The sequence below is a fragment of the Variovorax sp. LjRoot290 genome (assembly GCF_964253985.1).
GTDB lineage: Bacteria > Pseudomonadota > Gammaproteobacteria > Burkholderiales > Burkholderiaceae_C > Variovorax.
In genome coordinates this window covers 1-26,127 of record NZ_CAXURW020000002.1, presented here as the reverse complement: position 1 = coordinate 26,127, position 26,127 = coordinate 1, and the positions used below count along the sequence as shown (strand labels likewise).

General features: G+C 66.7%; 25 protein-coding genes. 16 read left to right on the top strand and 9 right to left on the bottom strand.

From position 1 onward, the window contains the following. Window positions 1–62: 62 nt before the first annotated feature. Window positions 63–584, top strand: coding sequence for a universal stress protein (locus tag ACSQ9A_RS28970; protein WP_436306405.1), 522 nt, complete (start codon window positions 63–65; stop codon window positions 582–584). A gap of 263 nt (window positions 585–847) precedes the next feature. Here the strand turns inward: ACSQ9A_RS28970 and ACSQ9A_RS28965 are convergent, their stop codons facing one another. Then, entirely contained in the window at window positions 848–2,299 is a 1,452-nt protein-coding gene (locus tag ACSQ9A_RS28965) for an amidase (RefSeq protein WP_436306404.1), read from the bottom strand. 143 nt (window positions 2,300–2,442) lie between these two features. Between ACSQ9A_RS28965 and ACSQ9A_RS28960 the strand changes: the two genes are divergently transcribed. After that, window positions 2,443–3,336, top strand: a complete 894-nt coding sequence (locus tag ACSQ9A_RS28960) for a LysR substrate-binding domain-containing protein (RefSeq protein ID WP_436306403.1) — start codon at window positions 2,443–2,445, stop codon at window positions 3,334–3,336. Window positions 3,337–3,372: 36 nt separating this feature from the next. Here the strand turns inward: ACSQ9A_RS28960 and ACSQ9A_RS28955 are convergent, their stop codons facing one another. Then, window positions 3,373–4,545, bottom strand: coding sequence for an IS4 family transposase (locus tag ACSQ9A_RS28955; protein ID WP_436297185.1), 1,173 nt, complete (start codon window positions 4,543–4,545; stop codon window positions 3,373–3,375). Window positions 4,546–5,023: 478 nt separating this feature from the next. Here ACSQ9A_RS28955 and ACSQ9A_RS28950 point away from each other — a divergent pair, with 478 nt between their 5' ends. Then, complete coding sequence (locus ACSQ9A_RS28950; RefSeq protein ID WP_436306402.1) at window positions 5,024–5,233, top strand: hypothetical protein; 210 nt, start codon at window positions 5,024–5,026, stop codon at window positions 5,231–5,233. 87 nt (window positions 5,234–5,320) lie between these two features. Here ACSQ9A_RS28950 and ACSQ9A_RS28945 read toward each other — a convergent pair whose 3' ends face one another. The 4 genes from ACSQ9A_RS28945 to ACSQ9A_RS28930 all read right to left on the bottom strand — a co-directional run bounded on the left by ACSQ9A_RS28945 (window position 5,321) and on the right by ACSQ9A_RS28930 (window position 9,282). Continuing rightward, window positions 5,321–6,880 (bottom strand): AAA family ATPase, encoded by a 1,560-nt coding sequence (locus ACSQ9A_RS28945; RefSeq protein ID WP_436306401.1) that lies wholly within the window; start codon window positions 6,878–6,880, stop codon window positions 5,321–5,323. A gap of 56 nt (window positions 6,881–6,936) precedes the next feature. Next, the gene (locus ACSQ9A_RS28940) at window positions 6,937–7,344 is read right to left on the bottom strand and encodes a hypothetical protein (RefSeq protein WP_436306400.1); all 408 of its coding nucleotides are present in this window, start codon (window positions 7,342–7,344) and stop codon (window positions 6,937–6,939) included. A 486-nt stretch (window positions 7,345–7,830) separates the two neighbouring features. Further along, window positions 7,831–8,331: a universal stress protein gene (locus ACSQ9A_RS28935; protein WP_436306399.1), complete on the bottom strand. Its 501-nt coding sequence runs from the start codon at window positions 8,329–8,331 to the stop codon at window positions 7,831–7,833. Window positions 8,332–8,439: 108 nt separating this feature from the next. Next, window positions 8,440–9,282 carry a universal stress protein gene (locus ACSQ9A_RS28930; RefSeq protein ID WP_436306398.1) on the bottom strand — a complete coding sequence of 281 codons (843 nt, stop codon included), beginning with the start codon at window positions 9,280–9,282 and terminating at the stop codon, window positions 8,440–8,442. Here ACSQ9A_RS28930 and ACSQ9A_RS28925 point away from each other — a divergent pair. From ACSQ9A_RS28925 to ACSQ9A_RS28905, 5 genes are all read left to right on the top strand, one after another. Next, window positions 9,281–9,877, top strand: coding sequence for a hypothetical protein (locus ACSQ9A_RS28925; RefSeq protein WP_436306397.1), 597 nt, complete (start codon window positions 9,281–9,283; stop codon window positions 9,875–9,877). The genes ACSQ9A_RS28930 and ACSQ9A_RS28925 overlap by 2 nt on opposite strands. A 113-nt stretch (window positions 9,878–9,990) precedes the next feature. Next, on the top strand, window positions 9,991–10,605 hold the full coding sequence (locus ACSQ9A_RS28920) for a flavodoxin family protein (protein ID WP_436306396.1): 615 nt from the start codon (window positions 9,991–9,993) through the stop codon (window positions 10,603–10,605). Further along, on the top strand, window positions 10,581–10,973 hold the full coding sequence (locus tag ACSQ9A_RS28915; RefSeq protein ID WP_436306395.1) for a DUF302 domain-containing protein: 393 nt from the start codon (window positions 10,581–10,583) through the stop codon (window positions 10,971–10,973). The genes ACSQ9A_RS28920 and ACSQ9A_RS28915 overlap by 25 nt, the downstream gene beginning before the upstream one ends. A gap of 108 nt (window positions 10,974–11,081) precedes the next feature. Next, complete coding sequence (locus ACSQ9A_RS28910) at window positions 11,082–11,537, top strand: universal stress protein (protein WP_436306394.1); 456 nt, start codon at window positions 11,082–11,084, stop codon at window positions 11,535–11,537. Between the two features lie 12 nt (window positions 11,538–11,549). Beyond that, complete coding sequence (locus ACSQ9A_RS28905) at window positions 11,550–13,004, top strand: trypsin-like peptidase domain-containing protein (RefSeq protein ID WP_436306393.1); 1,455 nt, start codon at window positions 11,550–11,552, stop codon at window positions 13,002–13,004. A gap of 6 nt (window positions 13,005–13,010) precedes the next feature. Here the strand turns inward: ACSQ9A_RS28905 and ACSQ9A_RS28900 are convergent, their stop codons facing one another. The 3 genes from ACSQ9A_RS28900 to acs are packed head-to-tail and all read right to left on the bottom strand — an operon-like array spanning window position 13,011 to window position 15,971. Beyond that, entirely contained in the window at window positions 13,011–13,595 is a 585-nt protein-coding gene (locus ACSQ9A_RS28900; protein WP_436306392.1) for an NAD(P)H-dependent oxidoreductase, read from the bottom strand. Between the two features lie 23 nt (window positions 13,596–13,618). Then, window positions 13,619–13,975 (bottom strand): c-type cytochrome, encoded by a 357-nt coding sequence (locus ACSQ9A_RS28895; protein ID WP_436306391.1) that lies wholly within the window; start codon window positions 13,973–13,975, stop codon window positions 13,619–13,621. Window positions 13,976–13,994: 19 nt separating this feature from the next. Beyond that, complete coding sequence (acs, locus tag ACSQ9A_RS28890; protein ID WP_436306390.1) at window positions 13,995–15,971, bottom strand: acetate--CoA ligase; 1,977 nt, start codon at window positions 15,969–15,971, stop codon at window positions 13,995–13,997. 137 nt (window positions 15,972–16,108) lie between these two features. On the opposite strand from acs, the gene ACSQ9A_RS28885 reads away from it, so the two are divergent. The 8 genes from ACSQ9A_RS28885 to ACSQ9A_RS28850 all read left to right on the top strand — a co-directional run bounded on the left by ACSQ9A_RS28885 (window position 16,109) and on the right by ACSQ9A_RS28850 (window position 26,025). Next, window positions 16,109–16,417 (top strand): DUF485 domain-containing protein, encoded by a 309-nt coding sequence (locus tag ACSQ9A_RS28885; protein WP_093110171.1) that lies wholly within the window; start codon window positions 16,109–16,111, stop codon window positions 16,415–16,417. Then, window positions 16,414–18,141 carry a cation acetate symporter gene (locus ACSQ9A_RS28880; protein WP_436294600.1) on the top strand — a complete coding sequence of 576 codons (1,728 nt, stop codon included), beginning with the start codon at window positions 16,414–16,416 and terminating at the stop codon, window positions 18,139–18,141. Before ACSQ9A_RS28885 ends, ACSQ9A_RS28880 begins: the two co-directional genes overlap by 4 nt. Before the next feature lie 69 nt (window positions 18,142–18,210). Beyond that, entirely contained in the window at window positions 18,211–19,641 is a 1,431-nt protein-coding gene (locus tag ACSQ9A_RS28875; protein ID WP_436306389.1) for a putative nucleotidyltransferase substrate binding domain-containing protein, read from the top strand. 15 nt (window positions 19,642–19,656) lie between these two features. Continuing rightward, a complete protein-coding gene (locus tag ACSQ9A_RS28870) occupies window positions 19,657–19,857 on the top strand; it encodes a hypothetical protein (protein WP_093110173.1) in 201 nt (66 codons plus the stop codon). 1 nt (window position 19,858) lies between these two features. Beyond that, a complete protein-coding gene (locus ACSQ9A_RS28865) occupies window positions 19,859–22,633 on the top strand; it encodes an ATP-binding protein (RefSeq protein ID WP_436306388.1) in 2,775 nt (924 codons plus the stop codon). 2 nt (window positions 22,634–22,635) lie between these two features. Next, window positions 22,636–23,010 carry a response regulator transcription factor gene (locus ACSQ9A_RS28860; RefSeq protein WP_093110175.1) on the top strand — a complete coding sequence of 125 codons (375 nt, stop codon included), beginning with the start codon at window positions 22,636–22,638 and terminating at the stop codon, window positions 23,008–23,010. Continuing rightward, window positions 23,007–25,187 (top strand): exonuclease domain-containing protein, encoded by a 2,181-nt coding sequence (locus ACSQ9A_RS28855; RefSeq protein ID WP_436306387.1) that lies wholly within the window; start codon window positions 23,007–23,009, stop codon window positions 25,185–25,187. The genes ACSQ9A_RS28860 and ACSQ9A_RS28855 overlap by 4 nt, the downstream gene beginning before the upstream one ends. Window positions 25,188–25,305: 118 nt before the next feature. Further along, the gene (locus ACSQ9A_RS28850; RefSeq protein WP_436306386.1) at window positions 25,306–26,025 is read left to right on the top strand and encodes a TetR family transcriptional regulator C-terminal domain-containing protein; all 720 of its coding nucleotides are present in this window, start codon (window positions 25,306–25,308) and stop codon (window positions 26,023–26,025) included. Window positions 26,026–26,127 lie beyond the last annotated feature (102 nt).

The window sequence follows — 26,127 nt, the reverse complement described above, 5'->3', positions numbered from 1 at the left end:
CAAGATGCAGCGCGCCATCATTCCGATACTGACCGTCTCAACCTGCACCGAAGGAGCGCGTCATGTACCAGCAGATCCTTGTTCCCATCGACGGCAGTCCGACATCGCGGCACGGCCTGGACGAGGCCATCCGCGTCGCCAAACTCACGCAAGGAAGGCTGCGGCTGCTCCATGTGATCGACGAACTGTCCTTCGCCCTCGCCATGGACGCCTACGCGGGATACGCCGGTGACTGGCTGAACGTGCTGCGCGAGAACGGCAGGCGCCTTCTCGATGAGGCCGCGGCCACCGCCCGGGCCGCCGGCATCGAAGCCGACAAGGTGTTGTGCGACAGTTTTGCGGGCTCGGTCCATCAGGTGGTCAATGCCGAAGCCGCCAAGTGGCCCGCAGACTTGATCGTCCTCGGCACCCACGGCCGCCGCGGGGTCGGCCGCGTCGTCATGGGCAGCAGCGCGGAGCACATCCTGCGCTATGCCTCGGTGCCGGTTCTGCTGGTTCGTGCGCCGGAGGGCGAATCGAAGGGCGAACCGGTCCAGGCGCCGACGAGTGTCAGCTTGCCGACCGGCGCGCTGGCCTTCGAGTGATTGGCTGCGCGTCGTCGCCTCACCAACACACGAAGGATGGGTCGCGTATCAGCGCATTCTGTTCGCGTCGATGGCAGCCCGACATCGAATCGCGGACTCGAAGAGGCCAACCGCGTCGCCAAGCTGACCCGTGGACGGACTTCGGCCACCATGATGCGCCGGGCCTCCTGCAGCCGCGGCATCGTTGTCCGCACGACGGATTGAGGCGCCCCCTCGATTCATTTCCGCGAAGACTTGGCCTTGACCTCCAGAGACCCTTCGGCCTACGGCCGGCCTGCCCAAACCGCCGGACGTCGGGCGGCCCAGGGCATCGACTGCTCGAGCTGTCCGGCCAGCCGTAGCAGCAGGTCTTCACGCGCAAAGCCGGCGGCGAATTGGATGCCGATGGGCAAGCCGCTGCCCGGCGCGATCGCCAGCGGCACGGACATCGCCGGTGTTCCCGCCACGTTGGCCGGCGGCGTGAAGGAGGCATGCCGGAAGACGCGTGCCGTCCACTCCAGGCCGCTCATGCGATCGGCGCCCTCGCTGTAGGTCGCAAGCAGCCCCGGCATCTGCGGGAGCGTAGGCGTCATCAACACGTCCATCCTCACGAACCATTCACCGACGGCGCGCGCGACGGTATTGCGCACTTCGAGCGCAGCGGCGAAGTCGACGGCGCTCGCGCTGCGGCCATAGCGATAGTTCGCGAGCGTGGAAGGCTCGAGAGTCGTCGCATCGATGGGGCGGCCGGTTGCGGCGGCAAGTCCGTCGATCCAGCGCACCAGCGTGGCGCACCAGATCTGCGCGTTGGCATGGACGAAGGCCTCCCACGACACGCCAAGTTCCGGCGTGGCCTCTTCGACATGATGGCCGAGCGACTGGAGGTGGCGCGCCGCGTCGCGCGTGGCCTGCGCAATAGGCTCCGACGTGGGCACGCCGTTCCACGAGTGGACCATCAGCCCGATGCGCAGCCTGCCAGGGTCGCGCCCCACCTCTGACAGGAAGCTGCCCGCGGGCGGTGCGGTGTAGTAGGGGTCGCCGGCCGAGTATCCCTGCACCGCGTCCATCAGGGCGGCGCTGTCGCGAACCGTGCGACTGACGCCAAGTTGCACGCCGAGGCCCGCGAACACTTCATCGAGGGCCGGGCCGTTGGACGTGCGGCCCCTCGTGGGCTTGAGGCCGAACAAGCCGTTGTAGGCAGCGGGCACGCGGATCGAGCCTGCTGCATCCGTTGCATGCGCCATCGGTACCACGCCCGCCGCGACGGCTGCGCCGGAGCCACCGCTGGAGCCGCCCGCGCTGAGGCGTGTGTCCCAAGGGTTGCCGGTCGCCCCTTGCAACGCGGACTCTGTTTCCGTGCTGAAGGCCATTTCGGGCGTCGTCGTGCGGCCGATGGTGACCAAGCCGGCCTTCCTGAAATGGCGCATGAGACTCGAGTCGCCAGATGCGACCACACCCTTGGCCAGCCGGCTGCCGAGTTCGTTCTTCCTGCCTGCCATCTGGATGGCGAGATCCTTGATCAGAAACGGCACGCCCGCGAGCGGGCTGCCGGTCGCCGGCGTAGCCAGATCCGATTCTTCAGGCGCCCAGTGCTCGACCACGGCATTGATTCGGGGGTTCACGGCATCCGCCGCGGCCCTTGCGAGCGCAGCAAGTTCTGCCGGATGGATTTCGCCGGCAGCGACGAGCTGTCCCAGGCTGACGGCGTCATAGGTCGTGTATTCGCTCAGGTTCATGGTGTTTCTCCAGAAGGTGGAGCACCGAAGATAGGGAAAGCGAGCCGTTTTGATTAGCCCACTCGGACGGCAAGAGCTGGACCATAGATGGGACAATGCCGGACGTGCGAACCGTCGAGGGGACGTTGATCATGGCAAGAGATATGAACGACACGCTCGTGTTCGTCCGCGTCGTACAGGAAGGCAGCTTCACTGCCGCGGCGCGCGCACTGCAGATCCCCAAGACCACGGTCAGTCGACGCGTCTACGAACTGGAGAAGTACATGGGCGCGCAGTTGCTACGGCGCACAACGCGCAAGCTGAGCCTGACCGAAGCGGGGGCGATCTATTTCGAGCAATGTCGATCCATCGCCAGCACACTCGAGGCCGCCGAGGGTGCCGTACACCAACTGCGCGACGGCCCGCGCGGGTGGCTGCGCGTGACCATGCCCTACTCGTTCGGCGTGAGCTGGTTCGCCCCGCTGCTCCCCGGTTTCCGCGCGAGCTACCCCGACGTGAGGCTGGAGATCCTGGCCTCGCACGCAACACTCGACCTGGTCGAGGATGAGATCGACATTGCATTGCGCCTCGGCGAGTTGCCGGACTCCAGCCTCGTGGCACGGCGACTCGCGAGCTTTCCTTCCGGCACCTTCGCAAGCCCTGCATACCTTCGGCGCGCGGGAGCACCCCAGACGCCCGAAGCCCTGCGCGATCATCCGACACTGGCGCTGCATCAGGCGCGTCGCGACGTCGGCTATGTGTGGCCGCTGCGAAAGGGCAGCGGCAAACCCCGCGGCTACCTGATCGACCCGGTCGTTGTGGCGAGCGATCCGGCTCTGCTCTATGACGCTTTGTGCCAAGGGGAAGGCATCTCACTGGCTATGGAACAGAGCATGGCGATGGATGTCAAGGCGCGCCGCTTGGTGCGCGTTCTGCCACAGTGGATCGGCCCGCCGCAGGAACTCAATGCGCTTTCCTCACGGGAGCGGATGCCCTCTCCGAAGGTGCAGGCATTCATCTCCTTTCTCAAGGAAAGGCTCAGGTTCGACGGGGTCTGAGTGCGCGCATGCAGAGAGGCGATCACTGCTGTCCGGTTAAAAGTTGAACAGATTCAACTGGTTAGCGAGGTCAGGCGGTTCCGAATGGGACAGATCGGCCTGCAAGGCGCATGAAAGCTGGGTTTTCTCGAATACCGAGACCGACAAGATCTGTAGACAAGTGTAGAGAGAGGCATCGAGTTGAAGCTCCTTCCTGACAATGGCGATGAGCACGTAAGTGGCGACGGCGCACCAGACCTGCGTCTTTACCGCGTTCTCGCTGTTGCCCATGAAGTGTTTGATGCGCAGGTGCTGCTTGATCCACTTGAAGAACAACTCGACCTGCCAGCGGCTCTTGTAGAGCGCAGCGATCGTCAGCGCCGGCAAAGCCATGTGATTGGTCAGGAAGACGAGAGTCTTGCCCGACTCCGGGTCCTTGAACCGGATGCGTCGCAGGTGCTGCGGATACTTCTTCGCCGAGTAGTGCCCATTGAGCATCACTTGCTGATCGCTGATGATGCCGGTGCTGCGATCGGTGGCAGCCGAGTAGACGCGCCGGGCGTCCATCGGCGACTTGGCGCGCGTGACGAAGAAGGCGCCGGCCTGCTGCAGTGCATGCAGCCTCGCGAAGTCGACGTAGCCGCGATCCATCACATAGAACGCGCCGGCCTCGATGACCAGCATGTCCAGCACGTTCACGTCGTGCAACTTGCCGTCGCTGATGTGGATGAACGCGGGGATGGCCCCGCGCAGGTCCAGCAGGGTGTGCAGCTTGATCGCCGCTTTGGTGGAGCGAAACGGCGCCCAGGAGAACAGGCTCAAGCACAGGTCGATGGTGCTGGAGTCCAGGGCGTAGACCGTGTTGTCCAATTCCACGCCGAGCACCGCATCGCCCACGTAGAGCTTGCGCGCGCGACGGATCAGCACCGCCGCCAGGTCGGACCAGATGCGCCAATCGCGCGACTCGTTCGCATCGGCCAGGGTCGATCGCTTGACCGCCGCGCGAAAACCCATCGCATAGAGCTTGCTGGCATTGGCGGACAGGCTGACCTCGATATCGCGCAGGCTCTCTCGCCACGTCAACTGGGCGAACGCCATGGCGCGGAACTGCTCGCCACAGGTCAGTGTGCGAACGCCCGAGTTGCCACCATAGCGATTCACGATTCGGGCGAAGCTGGTCCATGGAACGAACTCCATGAGTTGAGCGAACAAGGTCTTGCCGACGTACACGCGTGCTTCCCAGGGCTGTCAGACCCCGGAAAGTACGCGGTTCCTCGCGATCGACGTTCAAGTCGGCACCAAACAAAATCGGCCTGCGGCCCGCGCCAGTGCTTGATCTCAGGTTCGGCGCGGGTCATTTAACCGGACAGTAGTGAGAGGCGATCTTCATTGATTCGCGCGGTGGTCTATATTCTTGTCGACGAACCTTATTGGGATCAGGAGCGGAGCGCATTCTGCGTACTCGCCGGCGCCCGCACTGCTGGGTCCGTGCTCAGGAGATCGAATCGGAGGCGCGGCGGGTCCCGTCTCGGAGATCCGCGAGCCTCGCGCCCGCCTTGGCGTTCGAATGATGAGACAGACGGTTCACGCAATGTTTCCTACGGATGCGCCGCATTGACGGTACGGCTAAGCGGTCGATCTAGATTGAGGCCGTGCCTCACCGCTTTCCTACCCTCTTCCAGAAGCGAGGCGCGCCAAGGAGACTGTGATGAACGCCTCGCATGCATCCAGCGGCTACGAACTGCGCTTCCGCCCGCTCTTCGCCGACCGACGCGCCTACGCCTTCCCGTGCGACGCGGCAGGCCATGTCGACATGGATTCGCTCGGTGAACGTGCGCTCAACAACTATCTCTATGCGCGCGCCATGATGGGACGCGAGCTTTCGTGGCCGGACGTGACTCCGAGCCTTCCACATTGAGCGTCGCCGCCGGCGGCCGCTGGCGACCCATCCTCCACGTTGAATGAGGATCCGGTGCGCCCGACTCCGGTGCGCCGCCAGCTCGAGTCACGGGGACAGCGCAAGCCAACGCGCGCTCAGCGCAGCCGTATCCACCGGCTCGTCCGTGACGACTTCAAGCGCGAGGGCGCACTCGTCCGGATCCAGGGGCTCGTGGGTGGCAAGCTGCCGCTCCAGCACGGCCAAGGTCGCCTCGGACGCATCGCGTCCCTCGGCGTCGCGCGCCACCACTCGCCGACGCAACTGCGTTTCGGCCGCGCGGCAACGAAGAATCGAGAACGGCACACGCAGCTCGGCCGCCAGGGCCCGGAATGCCAGCCGCTCGTCGCGGCGCAGGAAGGCCGCGTCGACGATCACCGGGTAGCCGGCCTGCAGCGCCGTGCGCGCGCACTCGGCCAACCGGGCCAAAGTGCGCTGCGTCGCGTCCTGCGTGTATATCCCGGCATGCTGATCGGCTGAACGTTGCTGCGCCCCCAGTCCGAAGAGGCGTTTGCGCTCGACGTCTGACCGGATGCGGATCGCGCCCGCAGCCGCGAGCAGCGCCGCGGCCATGGTCGACTTCCCCGAGCCGGACAACCCGTGCGTGATCATCAGGCGCGGCGCGTCGCCCGGGGTCTGCGCAAGCTGTCCCGCACAGGCCAGGTAGTCCGGCTCGGGGGGCGGCGCAACATCAGCGCCTGCGCGCGCGCGCAGTCGGCAGACCAGTGCGCGCACCAGGGCCCGGTACATCTCGTAGAAGCGCAACACCGGCACGCCGGCGTAGTCGCCGCTGTACTGCAGGTACGCGTCGAGAAAGCGGAATGCGAGATCCTTGCGACCATGCACCTTCAGGTCCATCGTGAGAAAGGCGACGTCGCTCATCACGTCGATCCAGCGCAGAGCAGGATCGAATTCGATGCAGTCGAAGGCGGTCAGATGGCCATCGATCAGCACCACGTTGGCCAGATGAAGGTCGCCATGGCATTCACGCACCGCACCGCTGCGCTGCCGCGCAAACCAGGCCGTGCGCAGTGCCCTCCTTTGCTCGAAAACCCAAGCCTGCAGATCTCTTGTGCGCTTCGCGCCAGCATCAGCGCGCAGACGTGCCAATGCATCGACTGCCGGGCGACCCACCTGGGCCGGAGCACCGAACTCGGACGCCGGCGCGGCAACCTGTGCCTGCGCGTGGAAAGCAGCCAGCCGCTGCGCGAACTGTTCAAGACAGCCATCCTCCAGCCGTCCGGCCGGCAGCAGGCGTTGCAGCAATGCATCCTCGGGAAAACGCCGCATGCAGACGACGAAGTCGATGGGATCGCCGGCACCCAGGCGCGGAGCCTGCGTGGTGCCGGTCACCGGCACCACGCCGAGGTACAGCGAAGGCGCAAGCCGCCGGTTGAGGCGCACTTCCTCCTCGCAGAAGTGCTTGCGTGCCACGAGCGTGCTGAAGTCGACGAAACCCAGGGAGACGGGCTTCTTCAGCTTGTAGGCCATCTGCGCGGTCAGCAGCACCCAGGAGATATGGGTTTCCACCAGCGAGACCGCTTGGCCGGTGTCCGACTGCAGGCGCTCGCGCAGCGCCGTCACCAGCGTACGGTCTGCTGCGACGGCTGGGGAATCCGGCGACTTCATGCCAACAGTGTCTCCATGGCCTGGCTCCACTCGTTCCGACGTGGGATCGGCCGAGACTACTTCGCCTTGCGCTTCTTGCCGCGTCTGACCTTCTCCTTGACCTGTTGCTGATCGGCCTTGTGCAACAACTGTTTCTCGAACTCCCCGATCGCCGACCTGTCATGCGCGTAGCTGATGACACGGTAGGCATGGCGGGCGACGTTGCCGCTTCCCACGTTGCAGATGACCGTGTCATTCTCGCCGTCGAAATCGGGGGCCTCTTGGCCGAGCCAGTCGTGGTTCTCTATGGTGGTTTCGATGCGGCAATCTGCCGGCAACCCGATGCCCATCCTCCTGAGAAACTCCCGCGGCTTCCCGAGATAGGCCTTGAATTCCAGGGGCGTGCACTCCCAGAAATGGGCATTGAAAGGTTCAGCCCGAATGATTTTGGACCGGGCAGAGAAATCGACGATCTTTGTGGGCATGCTCAGGCTCCTGGACAGCTTGAAGGAACAAGAAGGAGGCGGTCGCCCCGATGGCAAGCTGTTGGCTCAACGTCGACGCGCGAAAGTCTCATCGCCCAGTTTCTTCGCAGGACCGGATGGCAGCCTTGACGCGCATCAAGGGCGACATCGATCACGAAGCAGCCGCGTCCCGGTGCGGCTGCCACGTTCCCGCAAGCCGCGACCGTGTGCCGATCGCCGACGCAGCCGCCAGCGCAGCCGAGATCAACACCAGTACCCCAAAATCGCGAAACCGATCGCGGACACGCCGCATCGGGCTGTGCGGGTCACCTCGGACAGCCGATTCTTGCCGGAATGGCCCTGCCGCCGCGCCGCCCGTCCAGCCGGCAGGCCAATCTGCGGATCCACCTCCGGGTGCAAGGCGGGGTTTCCGCAGAATGCAGGCGCGCGTTGACAATCGCGAGACCTGGGGCCCGCCCCCAATGCCACTGGCTGGCGCATCCCGTCTCACACCTCGGCCGTTTCGTGCGGCGCCGCTGCGCGGCTTGCTTCGCCGTCTGCCTGGTGGGCATTGACCAGCAGCACCGGGATCGGTGAGATGCGCAGTACCTGTTCCGCATCGCTGCCCAGCAGCACACGCCCGACGCCGTGGCGGCCGTGCGTGCCGATCACGATGAGTTCGGCGTTCCAGGCCCTCGCCTGCTCGGCGACGAGTTCCGATACGCGACCCGCAAGCGAGGTAAAGAGCACTGTTTCCGCCTTGATTCCGGCGCGCTGCGCACGCTCCCTCCCCTGCCGGAGAATCTGCTCGCCCGCTGCTTCCATCAGCGGGACCACGTCCGAACTGTAGGCGGCGAAGGTCTCGAAGCCGGTCACATACTTCAGCTCGTCCACGACGTGGACGAGCCTCAGCGTCGCGCCCGTGAGCTTGGCCAGACGAAGGGCCTCATCCAGGCCACGCAGGGAGGTCGGGCTGCCATCGATGGGAACCAGAATGCGTTGGTACATGACTATCCCTCGAGTGGGGCGGTAAGAGTTCGCTATCAGTTTCAGCGCCAGGCGGCCCCTCGACCTTGATGCACGTCAACTCACGGCCGCGCTGTCGCACGCGCCCGCTCAATGCGCCATCAAGACCGGAAAGGTCATATGCGCGAGGATCTGCTGCGTGACGCCGCCGAGCACCATCTCGCGCAGGCGCGAGTGGCCATAGCCGCCCATCACCATCAGGTCGGCGCCGAGATCGCAGGCCCGCGAAAGCAGCGCGGCGGCGATGTCGATCTCGATCACGTCCTCCTCAGCCGTCGCCTTGATGCCGTGCCTCTGGAGCCACTGGAGCGTTTCGGCAACAAGCAGTCGCGCCGGCTCATGAGGCTCGCCGAGCCTGCGACAGAAAACGAGCTTCACCTGGCGCGCCTTGGCCAGCAGCGGCAACGCAGCGCGCATCGCCACCGCCGACGCGCGGGATCCATCCCACGCGACGAACACGTTCTTCACTTTCGGCTCGGCGCTTCCCGCGTAGGGCACGGCCAGCACAGGACGACCGGCCTGCAGCATCACGCGCGGCACGAGGCCGTGCGCCGGCGCGTCCGAGCTCGCCGAGCGATCTTCCTGGCCTAGCACGATCAGGTCGCTCGAGCGACCATGCTGCACGATGGCATCGACCGCCGTCCCATCGCTCAGTCGAATCTCGTGCGACACGGGAATCGGCCCGGACACCCGGACCTTGAAACTTTCGCTGATCGCCTCCGCGCGCCGGCGCAAATGGTCCGCCGATTCGGCAATGAAGTCGGTGACACCCGTTGGGATCGCATCCGCGGGAATGACGCCGTCATACAAACCAGTCGGCACGAGGCCGATCAGGTGGCTGCCGTGCGCCCTGGCGAGCCCGGCCGCGAACGCGACGCGGGCGGAACACCTGTCCGTGTGGTCCAGGTGAACCAGGATGGTCTTGAAGTCCATGGGTCATCCTTTCGAAGATGTTCGCATCCTCGATCACTTCTCGCGCACCCACCTTGACGGCGATCAAAGCGCAGCACGCCCGAGTCGACGGCTCGAACACTGGAAGCTTGATCCAGCGCAACAACCTGCACGCCACAACGATGGAATATGTCAAGCGTTCGGGGCGAAACAGGAAAGGCGCCCAGGTCGCGCAGCCGACATGGCAACCGAGCACTTCCGTTGTTCGCTCCTTGGCTTCAAGACTGAAGGAGACCCGGCGATGTGCACGAATCTCTTGGGAATGCTCGCTGACGCGAAGCTCCCCCTCACCATTGCCGACAAGGCCCTCATTGACCGGTTGCGGGTGCTTGACGCCATGGGATACGTCAAGGCATTCATTCCAGCCGTCCACGTCGATTGCGACAACTGCGCGCGTCAGGAACCCGCCATCGCCCTAGAGGTGACGCCACGCGGTCGAAAGGCGTTGAGCGACGAGCAGAGCCTAGAGGCCGCGCAGGTGCAGCGGCCGGCACAGATGCTGCCGCAGGGGGAGCCTTCGCGCGGCGCCCATCTAGCTTGGTGGCACGGCGGCAGGAGACTTCGATCCGGCACTTGAGCAGAGAAAGAGGCAATGGCCGGCGGTTGCATCGCGCTTGTCCCTTGATCGAGCGCAAAGCGCTTCCAGCACTCGAGATCGATACTAACTACGCATCAAGCAGCGGAGACAGCATGACCAAAGTTCTCGTCGTCAGCTATTCCTATACGGGCACTTCCCGCCGGGTGGCGCAACTTCTGCGCGATCAGCAAGGCTGGGAGGTGGCCGAGATCGCGGAGGTCCGGCCGCGCAGCGGCGCCTTCGGGAACTTGCGCTGTCTACTCGATTCCCTGTTCCGACGCTGTCCGGAGATTCGGTATGGCGGCCCGCCGCCCAGGCATTTCGACACGGTGGTGCTGGTGTCCCCCATCTGGGGACAGCAACTTGCCGGACCCATGCGCAGCTTCGTCACGAGGCGGCGCGATCACCTGCCCGATGTGGCCGTGGTGTCGGTCATGGGCGGCAGCGGTGCGCCCAACGCCGTTGCCGAGATCGGCCGCATCATCGGTCGCGCTCCCATCCTGAGCACCGCGCTCACCATGCAAGAGGTCAACGACGGCAGCTGCGCGGATCACCTGCAGAGGTTCGGCACGGCGGTATGGCACGCCAGTGTGCAACGCAGAGGACGCACAGCCGGTCATGCGGACGATCAACATGTCACCTCAGGCGCTCCGATGCGCGCGGTCCAACCTAGCCAAGCATCTGCAACTCCTCGAGATATTCCATGTACGGCTTCACCATCACGCTGAGCCACACTCCCTTCGACGAGGTCGTGGCCAAGGTCATTGATGCGCTCAGGGGTGAAGGCTTCGGCGTTCTCAGCGACATCGACATGCAGCGCACGATGAAGGACAAGCTCGACATCAACACGCGTCCGTATCGCATCCTTGGCGCCTGCCACCCGCGGCTCGCGCACCGGGCCTTGCAAGCCGAACCCGACATCGGTCTGCTGCTGCCGTGCAATGTGGTGGTGCGCGAAGAGGGGCCTGAACGCGTGATCGTCGGTTTCCTGAATCCGCAGACCATGGTCGGGCTGACGAGCGCCAAGGAGATCCAGGCGATCGCCGACGATGCGGAGCAGCGCCTGCGTCGCGCAGGCGCACGCCTGTGCGCCTAGAAAATTGATCTGGCGCAAAGGTCCACGCGAGCTACAGGCCAAGAATGGTTTGCCCGCCCGCATGGCCGGTGGCGAGCACCCTCCTGATGCGGCCGGCAAGGAACACCCATGTACCAACACATTCTGGTCCCCCTGGACGGCAGTGCAACTGCAGAGCGTGGCTTGCGCGAAGCGATGCGGCTCGCCGCCGAGCAGAAGGGGAAACTGCGTCTGCTGCATGTCATCGACAACCTTCCGATGCTGATGGACATGGCGGCAGCCTCCAGCTTCGAGACGACGATGCGCGAAGTTCGTGCATATGGCGAGGCGCTGCTGGCCAAGAGCCGGAAGACTGCCACCGAGGCAGGCGTGGAGACCGAGACCGTCTTGCGCGAAGTCATGCAGGGCCGCGTCGCAGATGTCGTGGTGGACGAGGCCGGGAAATCCGGTTGCGACCTGATCGTCATGGGCACGCACGGCCGCCGCGGCTTCAGCCGCCTGGCGCTGGGCAGCGACGCCGACCTGGTGGTACGCGGCAGCCCCGTGCCGGTCCTGCTGGTGCGCAACGAGCCGGCCGACGCCTGAGCCGGCGGCCCCGTGCTTCGGATCACCGCCCTTCTTCCCGCCATCGGACTCGCGTGTCTTCTCGGCGCGTGTGCCGCGAGCCTTGGGCCAACGCCTGCGGCAAGCGCCGGGGGCGAAGTCGCCGCACCGGCCGTGCCTGTCTTCTCGTCGCTCGCGGCGAGCCGCAGCGCCACCGTGGTGGACATCAGTACCCTGCGCATCGGGCGCGACGAAGGTCGCGAAGATATCGAGCTGGAATTCGCTCCCGAGAACGATTTCGCCGACCGGCTGGCCTGGCCGCTGCCAGCGAGCGTGCGGCTCAGCGAGGTCCGCGACCTCGCCTCGGGCGTGATTCTCACGAGCGACGGGCTGATCCTCACCAGCGCGCACGTGATCGCCAACGTCGACGAGGCGCAGGTCCGCCTCGACGACGGCCGCCGCTTCTCGGCCCGCGTGGTCGGTGTCGACAGACGCACCGACGTCGGGCTGCTGAAGATCGACGCAGCCGGCCTGCCCGTCGCCGTCATCGGCGACTCCTCGCACCTGGCGCCGGGCGACTGGGTGGCCGCCATCGGTGCGCCGTTCGGATTCCATAGCAGCGTGACGACGGGCGTGGTCAGCGCCACGAACCGCTTCATTGGCGGCGGCGGCGAGATTCCCTTCATCCAGACCGACGTCGCCATCAATCCCGGCAGTTCAGGCAGTCCCTTGTTCAACGGCCGCGGTGAGGTCGTCGCCATCAACTCGATGATCTACAGCGGCAGCGGCGGCTACATGGGCCTGTCCTTTGCCGTACCGATCAACCTGGCGATGAGGATCGTCACCCAGCTGCGCACGGTCGGCGTGGTTCAGCGCGCGCAACTCGGCGCCGAGTTCCAGGAGATGACGCCCGCGCTGGCGCAGTCTTTCGCGCTGCCCGACGTGGCCGGCGCCCTGGTAGTGCGGGTGGATGCAGACAGCCCCGCCCAGGCGGCCGGCCTGCTCCGAGGCGACATCGTCAGGGCGTTCGACGGTGTCCGGATCTTGCACTTTTCTGAGTTGCTGCAGCAAGTATCGAACCGCCCGGCCGGCGCCCAAACCAGGCTGGATGTGTGGCGCCATGGGACAAAGCGCACGCTCTGGGCCATCCTCGGCCACCAGCCCCCGATCAGGACTTTCGCGCGCAACGAAGTTGAGCGTGAACGCAGCGGCGGCCTGGGGCTGAGCCTGAGCGAAGTCCCGGCAGCGCTGCGCCTCCAGCTGCGCATTGACGGCGGCCTGCTGGTCCGCGAAGCTACCGGCGCTGCACGCAGCGAAGGCATCCGCTCAGGCGACCTCATCGTCGCCATCAACGACACCCGGCTCGAGCGCGTCGACGATTTCGCCCGCACGCTGGCGCAGATGCCGCCCGGCCAGACGATCGCGCTGCTGGTGATGCGCGACAGAAGGCTGGCCTACGTGCCGGTCCAGCTCCCCGCGCAGCGCCAGCGCAGCCAGCCGTTGCGTTGAGAGACCTCAGGCGGCCCGGCGCCCCAGATCGTGCAGCCGCTCGATCCATTGCGCGCAGCGGCTCCCGTCCATCGCGTCGACTGCACCGATCAGAGTGTCGCGCACCGGCGCGACCCCGACGAAGCCGAGGATGCTGCGCTTCAGCGCCTTGAGGCTGTGGGCACGGAAGTACCAGCGATAAAGGCTGGCTGGCATCCCCATCGTGATCACGATTCGCGCGCTGCGGCCGCTCAGCGGCCTGCCGGGCCTGGTCCCCCCGTCGGCGAACAAGCCGACAGCCGGCCGCATGACCTGCTCCAAGAATCCCTTCAGCAACGCCGGCATGCCTCCGAGCCAGAGCGGGAAGAAGAAGACCAGATGCTCGGCACTCTTGATGGCCAGCTGGGAGGCCATCAGGCTCTGCGGCAGCGTGCCCTTGTCCCAGTCGCTCTTGCTGCGCAACAGCGGAAAGTCGAGCTGGCCGACATCGATCGTCTCGACCACATGCCCCGCGCTGCGAGCCCCTTGCGCATACGCCTCGCTCAGGGCATGGCATAGATGGGGGGTGGAGCCATCGGGATGGCCCTGAATGATGAGGATGCGCTTCGCCATGTGCAACGCCTGACGCGGCCGGCTCAGTTCGAGGCCGGCCTGTTGCGGCTCCTGTGTGCCGCCGGCACCAGCACGCCCACCGTATTGGATGGCGGCTTGAATCCATAGAAGCTGTCGTTCAGGTGCCGCGTGACCTCAAGCACATCCTGTTTGCTCCAATCGAGCGCCGCCACCGCCTGCCAGCGCCGCACCTGCAGCTTGAGGCTATTCCAGTCGGTGGCCAGCTTCCTGTCGCGCCAGTGCACCTGCGTGGTGTGGCAGGCAATGCAGTGGGTCGCGTAGAGCAGCTCGCCGCGCGATTGAGCGCTTGCCGTGGGCGCGCACGCCAGCGCGCCGGCCAGCACGCATGCTGCCAGCAGCGCCGATGCGGGGCTTCCCATTCCCGTCACGGCATGCCGCTCAATGCGCCTCCGACAATTGGTCCAGGATGGCCGGGTTCTCCAGCGTGGAGATGTCCTGGGTGATGGCCTCGCCCTTCGCCACCGAACGCAGCAGGCGGCGCATGATCTTGCCGCTGCGCGTCTTCGGCAGGTTGTCGGCGAAGCGAATGTCCTTGGGCTTGGCGATCGGCCCGATCTCCTTGCCGACCCAGTTGCGCAATTCGATCGCCAGCTTCCTCGCCTCTTCGCCCGTCGGCCTCGGGCGCTTGAGCACGATGAAAGCGCAGATGGCCTCGCCGCTCGTGTCGTCCGGCCGGCCAACCACCGCCGCCTCGGCAACGAGATCGGTGCACGACACCAGCGCCGACTCGATTTCCATCGTGCCCATGCGATGGCCGCTGACGTTCAGCACGTCGTCGATGCGACCTCCGATCGTGAAGTAGCCCGTTTTCGGATCGCGCGCCGCGCCGTCGCCCGCGAGATAGTAGCCGCGCAGTTCGGGCGGGTAGTAGCTCGATTGGTAGCGGGCATCGTCGCCCCAGATCGTGCGGATCATGCCGGGCCAGGGCTTCTGGATGACCAGGAGGCCGCTCTGCCCGTTGGGCAGGTCGCCGCCGGTCTCGTCGACGATCGCGGCCATGATGCCGGGGAACGGCAGCGTGCAGGAGCCCGGCACCAGCGCCGTGGCGCCCGGCAGCGGGGTGATCATCTGGCCGCCGGTTTCGGTCTGCCACCAGGTGTCGACGATCGGACAGCGGCCGCCCCCCACGTGCTTGTGATACCACTCCCAGGCCGCCGGGTTGATCGGCTCGCCGACCGAGCCGAGGATGCGCAGGCTCGTCAGGTCGTGCCTGTCCGGGTGCACGGCGGCGTTTGCCTCCGCCGCCTTGATCAGCGAACGGATGGCGGTCGGCGCGGTATAGAACACCGTCACCTTGTGCCTTTCGATCATCTTCCAGAAGCGGGCGGCATCGGGATAAGTCGGCACGCCTTCGAACACCACCTCGGTCGCGCCGATGGCCAGCGGCCCATAAGTGATGTAGGTGTGGCCGGTGACCCAGCCGATGTCGGCCGTGCACCAGAACACATCGTCGTCGTGCATGTCGAAGGTCCACTTCATCGTCGCCGCGGCCTGCACCAGGTAGCCGCCGCTGCTGTGCTGCACGCCCTTGGGCTTGCCGGTGGAGCCCGAGGTGTAGAGCAGGAACAGCGGATGCTCGGCACCCACCCATTCGGGTTCGCAGGTGTCGGACTGCGCATCCATGATCTCGTGCATCCACAGGTCGCGCGCCTGCCAGGCGATCGCGCCGCCGGTGCGGCGGTAGACGATCACCTCGCGCACCGTTTCGCAGCCGCCGAGCGCCAGGGCTTCATCGGCCAGCGCCTTCAACGGCAGTGCCTTGCCGCCGCGCATCTGCTCATCGGCAGTGACGAGGACCACCGCGCCGGTATCGGCAATGCGGTCGCGCAGTGAATGCGCCGAGAAGCCGCCGAAGACCACGGAATGCACCGCCCCCAGGCGCGCGCAGGCCTGCATGGCCACCACGGCTTCGACCGACATCGGCATGTAAATGACCACGCGGTCACCCTTCTTCACGCCCAGGCTCTTCAGCGCATTGGCCATGCGGCAGGTCCGCGCCAGCATTTCGGCGTAGCTCGTGCGCGTGACCTTGCCGTCGTCGGCTTCAAAGATGATCGCGGTCTTCTCGCCGAGGCCGGCGGCGACCTGCCGGTCCAGGCAGTTGTACGAGACGTTCAAGGTGCCGTCACCGAACCATTCGTAATGCGGCGCCTTCGCGCTGTCGAGCACCGTCGTGAAGGGCGTCTTCCACTCCACAAACTCGCGCGCCAGGCGCGCCCAGTAGCCTTCATAGTCGGATTGCGCCTCGGCCGCGAGCGCGTCATAGGCCGCGCGGCCCGCGACGTGGGCCGAGCGCGCCAGGGCCTCTGGCGGCGGATAATGCTTGGAATGCGGGGCGTTGTCCTGCGTGCTCATGCGTAGCTCCTGTTGGGTTCGGGCGGGTTCCGCATCGTCGACGACATGGCGGTTGCAAACCTTGCGCTAGCGCAACTGCGTGCGCCGTCGCACCGCGTCCAATCGCCGAAGCCAATCCACCCTTCGAGGAGACCTCCATGGAAGACGACCTAGTTGCACGCATCGCCGGCCATCCCCAATATCAGGAGTTGAGGGCCAAGCGCACGCGCTTCGGCTGGACACTGACGGCACTGATGCTGATCGCGTATTACGGCTTCGTGCTGCTCGTGGCTTTCAACAAGCCTTTCCTCGCCCAGCGCCTGGGCGAAGGCGTCATGACCTTGGGCATCCCGATCGGCTTCGGCGTCATCGTGTTCACCATTGCGATCACCGCCTATTACGTCAGGCGCGCCAATGCCGAGTTCGACACCCTGTCGGACGCCGTCGCGAAGGCGGTGCTCAAATGAAGGCCTTCTCCCTGGTCGCACGCCGGGCACTGGCGCTCGCCGCCCTGGTTGCCGCGTCCGCGACCGTCTATGCGGCCGGCGCCGATCTCGGCCAGGCGCAAAAGCAGGCGACGAACTGGACGGCCATCGGCATGTTCGGGCTGTTCGTCCTCGGCACGCTGTTCATCACCAAGTGGGCCGCGTCCAAGACCAAGTCGGCGGCGGACTTCTACACCGCCGGCGGTGGCATCACCGGCTTCCAGAACGGCCTGGCGATCGCCGGCGACTACATGTCGGCGGCATCGTTCCTCGGCATCTCGGCGGCCGTGATGGCGGCCGGCTACGACGGCCTGATCTACTCGATTGGCTTTCTCGTCGGCTGGCCAGTGATCACCTTCCTGATGGCCGAGCGGCTGCGCAACCTGGGCAAGTTCACCTTTGCCGACGTGGCGGCGTTCCGCTTCAAGCAGGCACCGGTGCGCATCTTCGCCGCCTCGGGCACGCTGGTCGTCGTGGCCTTCTACCTGATCGCCCAGATGGTCGGTGCGGGCCAACTGATCAAACTGCTGTTCGGCCTCGAATACTGGATCGCCGTTGCCATCGTCGGCTCGCTGATGATGGTCTACGTGCTCTTCGGCGGCATGACCGCCACGACCTGGGTCCAGATCATCAAGGCCTGCCTGCTGCTGGGCGGCGCCAGCTTCATGGCGCTGTCGGTGCTGTGGCACTTCGGCTTCAGCCCCGAAGCGATGTTCGCCGGCGCCGTGAAGGTCAAGACCGACCTGGCGCTCAAGGACGGCAAGACTGCGGAGGCGGCCGCGGCCATCGGCCAGTCGATCATGGGTCCCGGAAACTTCGTCAAGGACCCGATCTCGGCCATCTCCTTCGGCATGGCGCTGATGTTCGGCACCGCCGGTCTGCCGCACATCCTGATGCGCTTCTTCACCGTGCCCAGCGCCAAGGAAGCGCGCAAGTCGGTCATGTGGGCCACCGGCTGGATCGGCTACTTCTACCTGCTGACCTTCATCATCGGCTTCGGTGCCATCACCTTCGTGCTCACCAACCCCCAGTTCGTCGACGCCCAGGGCGTGCTGATCGGCGGCGGCAACATGGCGGCGATTCATCTCGCCAATGCGGTGGGCGGCAACGTGTTCCTCGGCTTCATCTCGGCGGTGGCCTTCGCGACCATCCTCGCGGTCGTTGCCGGCCTGACGCTGTCGGGCGCCTCGGCGGTGTCGCACGACCTGTATGCGACGGTAGTCAAGAGCGGCAAGGCCGACAGCGCCTCGGAATTGCGCGTCTCGCGCATCACCACCGTCGCGCTCGGCGTGCTGGCGGTGCTGCTCGGCATCGTGTTCGAGAAGCAGAACATCGCCTTCATGGTGTCGCTGGCGTTCGCCATCGCCGCGTCGGCCAATTTCCCGGTGCTGTTCATGTCGGTGCTGTGGAAGGGCTGCACCACGCGCGGCGCGGTGATCGGCGGCTTCCTCGGGCTGGTCTCGTCGGTTGCGCTGACGATCGTCTCGCCCTCCGTGTGGGAGGCGACGCTGGGCTATCCGAAGGGCTCCGCGTTCTTCCCGTACGCCTCGCCGTGCCTGTTCTCGATGACGATCGGCTTCCTCGGCATCTGGATCTTCTCGCTGCTGGATTCCAGCGCGCGCGGCGACGTTGACAAGCGCGGCTTCCTGGCCCAGCAGGTGCGCTCGGAAACCGGCATAGGGGCGTCCGGCGCCAGCGGGCATTGAGCGGGTAGTGGACGGGCCGGTAGGCAGGCACACTGTCTACCGGCCCGTTCATTTTTTGTGCCCCGCACCATGACGGAACTGCGCGCAGTCGAAACCCAGCGCGAGATGCTCTCGCTCCTCACTGCGCGCGTGCGCGACGCCCATGTGCGCAAGGCCTGCTACGTCGATGGCGGGCTCGACCTGGTGTCGGTGTGCCGGGTGCTGTCGCAGCAGGGGCTGCGCGACGCGCTGGTGCGGGACGGCCATCGCCTGGGCATCTTCACCACCGCCGACCTGCGCGATGCGCTGCTGCGTCCCGAGGCCCCGGCCGAGCTGGCGGTCCGCGAGGTGGCCCGCTTCGGCCTGGTCGAGATCCACCCCGACGCGGACCTCTTCGAGGCGCTGTGGCTGATGGCGCGCCACCGGGTGCACCGCCTGCTGGTGCGCGACGGCGACACCGTGCTCGGGCTGCTGGACCAGCTCGATCTGGTGAGCTTCGTCGCCAACCATTCGCAGATCGCTGCGCTGCAGATCGACGAAGCCGCCAATGTGGCCGAACTGGCGGCCGCAGCCGCGCGCATCGACACCATGGTCTCGCTGCTGCACGAGGGCGGCATCAAGATCGAGCGCATCGCGCGGCTCGTGGGGGAGCTCAACGCGCGCCTCTTCGCGCGCTTGTGGTCCTTGCTGGCGCCACCCGATCTGGTGGCCAACAGCTGCCTGGTGGTCATGGGCAGCGAGGGCCGCGACGAGCAGATCATCAAGACCGACCAGGACAACGCGCTGCTGCTGCGCGACGGCTTCGCGTGTCCCGATCTCGAGGCCATCGCCACGCAGTTCAATGCCGCGCTGGCCGAGCTGGGCTATCCCCCCTGCCCCGGGCAGATCATGCTGACCAACCCGCTCTGGCGGCAGCCGCTGGCCGGCTTCAAGGAGTCGCTGCACGACTGGGTATACGGATCCGACCCCGAGGGCCCAATGCGACTCGCCATCTTCATGGACAGCAAGTCAGTGGCCGGCGACGCGGGGCTTCTGCAGGAGGCACGCCGGCATCTGGAGCGCGTCCTCGACAGCGCAGACGTCTTCCTCGCGCGCTTTGCCAGCGCAATCGACCTGTTCGACCACCCGACGGGATGGTGGCGCAGGCTCACCGCACGTCACGACGACGAGACAATGGATCTGAAAAAGCTCGGCACCTTCCCGATCGTTCACGGCGTGCGGGCGCTGGCGCTGCAGCGGCGCCTGCGCGTCAACGGCACGGCCGCGCGGCTGCGCTTGCTTGTAGAGCAACAGCAGATCGAATCCGGCCTGGCGCGCGACGTGCTGGACGCGCTGCACTACTTGATGGCGCTCAGGCTGACGCATCAGCTGCGTCAGAAGCAGGCCGGACAAGTGCCAGGCAATGATGTTCGGCTGTCCGAGCTGGGTGCGCTGGAACGTGATGCGCTGCGTGATGCGCTGGGCATCGTGCGCCGCTTTCGCGGCGTGCTGCGGCAACGCTTCCACCTCAGCGCCTTGTAGTCCAGGCGGGCCACCATGTTCCAAGGCTTGAGATCGCAACGCCTGCTCGGCCTCTTCGCACTGGGTTGGCTGCTGCTGAACGTGCCGCTGCTCACGCTGTGGGACCGCCCGGTCATGCTCTGGGGGCTGCCGCTGATGCCGCTCGCGCTCTTCGGCGGCTGGGGCATCCTCATCGCGCTGGCGGCGTGGGTGGCCGAGGCACCGGGGGAGCACTGACATGCTGCCCGCTTCCACGGTCATCATCGCCTCCTTCGCCTACCTGGCGTTGCTGTTCCTGGTGGCGCACGTGGGCGACAAGCGCGCACGCGAAGGCCGTTCGCTGATCGGCAACGCGTGGGTCTACACGCTGTCGCTGGGCGTGTACTGCACGGCCTGGACCTACTTCGGCAGCGTGGGCCGGGCCGCGTCGTCGGGCCTGTGGTTCCTGCCGATCTACCTCGGCCCGACGCTCGCGATGCTGATGGCCTGGATGGTGCTGCGCAAGATGATCCGCATCGCGCGCAGCTACCGCATCACCTCCATCGCCGATTTCATCGCCAGCCGCCACGGCAAGAGCACGCTGCTGGCCATGCTGGTCACACTGATCGCGGTGGTGGGCATCCTGCCCTACGTGGCGCTGCAGCTCAAGGCCATCGCCAGCGGCTATGCGCTGCTCACCGCCGCGCCCGGCGCTGCGCTGCAGCAGCCCTTGGCCTGGTGGCGCGACAGCACGCTGTACATCGCGCTGGCGCTGGCCGGCTTCACGATCGCCTTCGGCACGCGCCACCTCGATACCACCGAGCGGCACGAGGGCATGGTGGCGGCGATCGCCGTCGAGTCGGTGGTGAAGCTGCTGGCCTTCCTGGCCGTCGGCGTTTTCGTCACCTGGCACCTGTTCGACGGACCGGCCGACCTGTTCGGCCGCGCCGCGGCGCGGCCCGAACTGGGCCGCCTGCTGAGCCTTGGGAACACCGGCGGCGCCACAGCGGCCACTGGCTTTGCGGGCGGCCAGTGGTTCGCGCTGACGCTGCTTGCCATGCTCTCGGTGATCTTCCTGCCACGGCAGTTCCAGATGATGGTGGTCGAAAACGTCGATGAGCGCCATCTGCGGCGCGCCACCTGGGCGTTTCCGCTGTACCTGCTGCTGATCAATCTCTTCGTGCTGCCGATCGCACTGGGCGGCCTGCTGTACTTCGGTGTCGGCCGGCAGAATCCCGAGGCCTTTGTGCTTTCGCTGCCGCTGGCCGACGGCCAGCCGGGGCTGGCGCTGGCGGCATTCATCGGCGGCCTCTCGGCCGCCACGGGCATGGTCATCGTCGAGGCCATCGCGGTCTCGACCATGGTCTGCAACGACCTCGTGATGCCGCTGCTGCTGCGCGCCGGCCTGCGCACAGCGCACGACCTGAGCGGCGTGCTGCTGGGCATCCGCCGGACGGTGATCGTGGCGATCCTGCTGCTGGGCTATCTCTACTACCGCGTCGCCGGCGAGGACTATGCGCTGGTCAGCATCGGGCTCATCAGTTTCGCCGCCGTCGCCCAATTCGCGCCGCCGATGCTGGCGGGCATGTACTGGAAGGGTGGCACGCGGCACGGCGCGCTCGCCGGCCTGGGCGCCGGCTTCGTGCTGTGGGCCTGGACGCTGATGCTGCCGTCGATCGCCAAGTCGGGTTGGATCCCCGCCGGATACATCGACCAGGGGCCGTTCGGCGTCGCCTGGCTGCGGCCCGAGCAGCTGCTGGGCCTCGCGGGCCTGGACAACCTGACCCATGCGCTGTTCTGGAGCCTGCTGGTCAACACCGCCTTGTACTTCGGCGTGTCGCTGCTGAGCCGCCCTTCCGCACGCGAAGCGAGCCAGGCCTTGATGTTCGTCGACGTCTTCCAGCGTACGGAACGCGGGGCCGCCGAGGCTGGGCCGGTGTTCTGGCGCGGCCGCGCCAGGCTGGCCGATCTGCGCCAACTGGCCACGCGATTCCTGGGCGCCGCGGCTGCCGACCGGCTGCTGAACGACTACGCACGACGCAACGGCCTGGCCGGGCCGGAGCAGCTCGCCGCCGACGCGCGGCTGGTGCAGTTCATCGAAACGCAGCTCGCGGGCGCCATCGGCAGCGCCTCGGCCCGGCTGGTGGTGGCCTCGGTCGTCGAAGAAGAAGCGCTGGAGCTGGATGACGTCATGCGCATCCTGGACGAAGCCTCGCGCGAGACGGCGGCGCTGCGCGCCCATTCGCAGGCGCTGGAGGAGAAATCGCTCTCCCTGGAGCGCGCCACCGCAGATCTCAGCAAGGCCAACGAACAGCTCAAGAGTCTCGATCGGCTGAAGGACGACTTCATGTCCTCGGTGACGCACGAGCTGCGCACGCCGCTGACCTCGATCCGTGCGCTGGCCGAACTGATGCTTGACGACCCGGCGATGGACACCGGACAGCGCCAGCATTTTCTCGGCCTGGTGGTGACCGAGACCGAGCGCCTGACGCGCCTGGTCAACCAGGTGCTGGACATGGCGAAGATCGAATCGGGCGTCGCCGAATGGCGCAGCACCGAGGTCGACCTGCGCGCGCTGGTTCAGCAGGCCGTCCAGACTACGCAGGAGCTGTTCCGTGAGCGTGGCGCGGTCGTGGCGCTGAGGCTCCCCGATGCGGTGCCGCCGCTGCAGCTCGACCCCGACCGCCTCACGCAGGTGCTGATCAATCTGCTGTCGAACGCGGCCAAGTTCGTGCCGCAGGGGCAGGGCCGGGTCGAGGTCAGCCTGCACTGCGATGTCGATCGCGTCACCATCACTGTGCAGGACAACGGCCCCGGTGTGCCGCCGGAGCAGAAGGAGCTGGTGTTCGAAAAGTTTCGCCAGGGTGGCGATGCCGCGCATCGTCCGCAGGGTACCGGCCTGGGCCTGCCCATCAGCCGTCGCATCGTCGAACACTTCGGCGGCCGGATGTGGCTCGACTCCAGGCCGGGTCACGGCGCATGCTTCGGCTTCGAACTGCCGCTGCACCCCGAGACGCAAGAACTGGAGACATGACCATGGCCTACAAGGTGCTGATTGCAGACGATGAGCCCAACATCGTGATTTCGCTCGAGTTCCTCATGAAGCGCGAAGGGCACGCGGTGAGCATCGCGCGCGACGGCCAGCAGGCGCTCGAACTGATCCGCAGCCTACAGCCTGACCTGGTGCTGCTGGACGTCATGATGCCTTTCAAGTCCGGCCTCGAGGTCCTGCAGGCCGTGCGTGCCGACGAGGAGATCGCCGCCACGAAGATCCTCCTGCTCACCGCCAAGGGCCGGGAGACCGACGTCGCGAAGGGCATGGCCCTGGGAGCCGATGCCTACATGACCAAGCCCTTCTCCACCCGGGAGCTTGCCGCGCGCGTGCGGCAGTTGCTCAGCAGCTCCGCATGAAGATCGATGCCCACCAACTCGCCGTGGCGCTCGCGCCGGGAGCTCTCCTGGCGCTCCTCGGCTTGGGGCTCGGCGCCATCTTCGCTGCCACGCTTGCGCCAGACGAGCGCGCCGTGCTGGGCGAGATGATCGCGCCGCGCGTGCCCCTGCTGGTGCTGGGCTGGGCGGTGTTGGCGATCGCGCTGGGTGCGCTGGCGCGTCGCGCCCATGCGATCTGGGTGACCGAGCCGGCCCGGCTGGCTGAAGCCGCGCAGGCCACGGCGGCCGGCGGCGCGCCCCACCGCAGCGCGCCCCCCGCGGAGGCGGCATGCGGAGCGGGTGCCCGGGCGCTGGCCGGCGTCGTCGATGAGCTCGCGCGCCAGCGCGACGGCCTGCGCGCCGACATCGACGCCCGGGTGCAGGAGGCCGCGCGCGGCATCGAGCAGGAGCGCAGCCGCCTGGCTGCGCTGATGTCGGAGCTCACGCAGAGCGTGGTCGTGTGCAACCTGGACGGCCGCATCCTGCTCTACAACAATCGGGCGCGGCTGCAGTCTCGCGCGCTGTCGTCTGTGCCGGCACTGGCCGACGGGGCGGAGTTGATCGGACTGGGCCGCTCAATCTACGCCCTGTTCGACCGCGAGCTCATCGCCCACGCGCTCGAAAGCGTCCAACGGCGGCTGTTGCGCGGAGCACCCCAGCCCTCGGCGCAGTTCGTCACCAGTTCGCACGCCGGTCAACTGCTGCGGGTGCAGCTGGCGCCGGTGCGCGATCCCTCGGCCGTGCCCGGAGATGCCGCGCAGCTGTCGGGCTTCGTTCTGATGCTGCAGAACATCACCCGCGAGTTCGAGGAGGATGCCGAGCAGGACCGCCTGCTGCACGGACTGACCGAAGGCAGCCGCTCGTCATTGGGCAGCCTGCAGGCGGCAGTGGACATGCTCGAGCTGCCCGACCTGGACGCGCCGACGCGCGAGCGCTTCCTGCGCGTCGTGCACGACGAAGTTCGCGCCATGACGGCGCGCCTCCAGTCGCTCGCAGCGAGCGCCAGCCAGGGCCTGAAGACGCGCTGGCCGCTCGAGGACATGCTCGGCGCCGACCTGGTACAGGCCGCCCTGCGCCTGATCGAGGCGCGCTCGGGCGCGCGCGCCTCCGCGCCGGAAGTCGACGCTGGCCTGTGGCTCAGGGTCGACAGCTACGCCTTGCTCCAGGCACTGGCCTCGCTGGCGACCCGGCTGGTGGACGAATTCGCGGTCAAGCGCGTCCAATTGCGACTGCGCCGCGCGGGCGAACGCGCCCATCTCGACCTGGTCTGGGCCGGCACGGCCATCAGCACCGAAACGGTGACGAGCTGGGAGTCGAGCCCGATGACGGTGGGCGACCGGGCCAGCCCGCTGTCGGTTCGTGACGTGGTCGAGCGCCATGGTGGCGAGTTCTGGTTTCAGCGCGAGCGCGCGCTGCAAACGACTTTCTTTCGCTTCCTGCTCCCGCTCGCTCCACCCCAGGAACAACTGGAGGCGGCCGCGGTGCTGCGCAGCGAAAGCCGCCCCGAGTACTACGACTTCGACCTGTTCCAGCCCGGCATTCAGGCGCGCGAGCTCGATGAGCGTCGCCTGGTGGACCTGGCCTACACGGTGTTCGACACCGAGACCACCGGGCTCGATCCGTCGCAGGGCGACGAGATCATCCAGATCGGCGCGGCGCGCATCGTCAACGGCAAGCTGCTGCGGCAGGAGAGCTTCGAGCAGCTCATTGACCCCGGTCGAAGTATCCCGGCCGCCGGCATTCCCATACACGGCATCACGCCGGCGATGGTCACCGGCCAGCCGGGCATCGCCGAGATCCTGCCGATCTTCCACGCCTTCGCCAACGACACCGTCCTGGTTGCACACAACGCCGCGTTCGACATGCGCTTCCTGCAGCTGAAGGAAGCATCTACCGGCGTGCGTTTCGATCAGCCGGTGCTCGACACGCTGCTGTTGTCGGCGGTGGCAAGCCCGCACCAGGCGTCGCACGAGCTGGAAGCCATTGCCGAGCGCTTCGGCATCGCGGTGCTGGGCCGCCACACCGCCCTGGGCGATGCGATCCTGACGGCGGAGGTGTTCCTTCGCCTGATCCCTTTGCTGGCGGACAAGGGAATCCACACGCTGGGCCAGGCGCGCGAGGCGGCGCAGCGCACCTGGTACGCGCGCCTGAAGTACTGAGGCTGGACATGCGGGACCCGGTTCCAGCGCACGGCTCGAAGCCTGTTTGACGCAGCGCAACTCATGACCGCCGCCGCGGCGATAAAACCGTTGTCGCCGCTACCACCCGGAGGCCCCGATGCGCCAAACCAAGGATGTCGTCTTCCTCAGCGCCGTGAGAAACACCAGGCCAGTGGCTCAGTGTCACGATGCGCCGTCAGAGATCGCGACGGCCCCGGGGCCGAGCCGGCCCGGGCGTTCGCGCAAGCACGCGCAGGTGCTGGACACCATCTACCAGGCGGCCATCGAGGAGTTCGCGAGCGAGGGCCTGGCCGGCGCGACGACCCAGGCGATCGCCGACAAGGCCGGGCTGTCCAAGGCGCAGCTGTACTACTACATCGAGAGCAAGGAAGCCCTCTACCGCCAGGTGCTCAAGGACATCGTCAACGACATGGTCGGCGTCTTCATCTTCAGCGGCGAGGACTTCGGACCGCGCGAGGTGCTGACCGGACTCATCCGTCGCAAGATGCTGTTCTCCTTCGAGCACCCGCTGCGCTCGCGGATTCTCGCCGCCGAGGTGATGCGCGGCGCGCCGGTGCTCAAGACCATGACGGACACAAGCAGGCAGTGCATCCACCGCGCCACGCTGATGATCCAGGACTGGATCAACCGGGGCCTGATGGACCAGGCCGACCCGATGCTGTTCCTGTTCCACCTCTGCGCCGTGACCCAGTTCTACGCCGACCACGCGGCGCAGGTGGCGCACTTCAGGAACGTGCCGCAGAGCGACGAGGAGGACCGGCGCTATCTGGTCGAGCAGGTGACGCAGTTCTTGCTGAAGGCCGCTGGCGTGCGTTAGTCACCATTCGCGCGGCTTGCACGCCGCGTGCGGGCGGCCTGCAAGCCGTAGGCGTTCATTTGAGTACAGGCCTGAAAAAGCTGCGTTCATAGCTGAGGATGC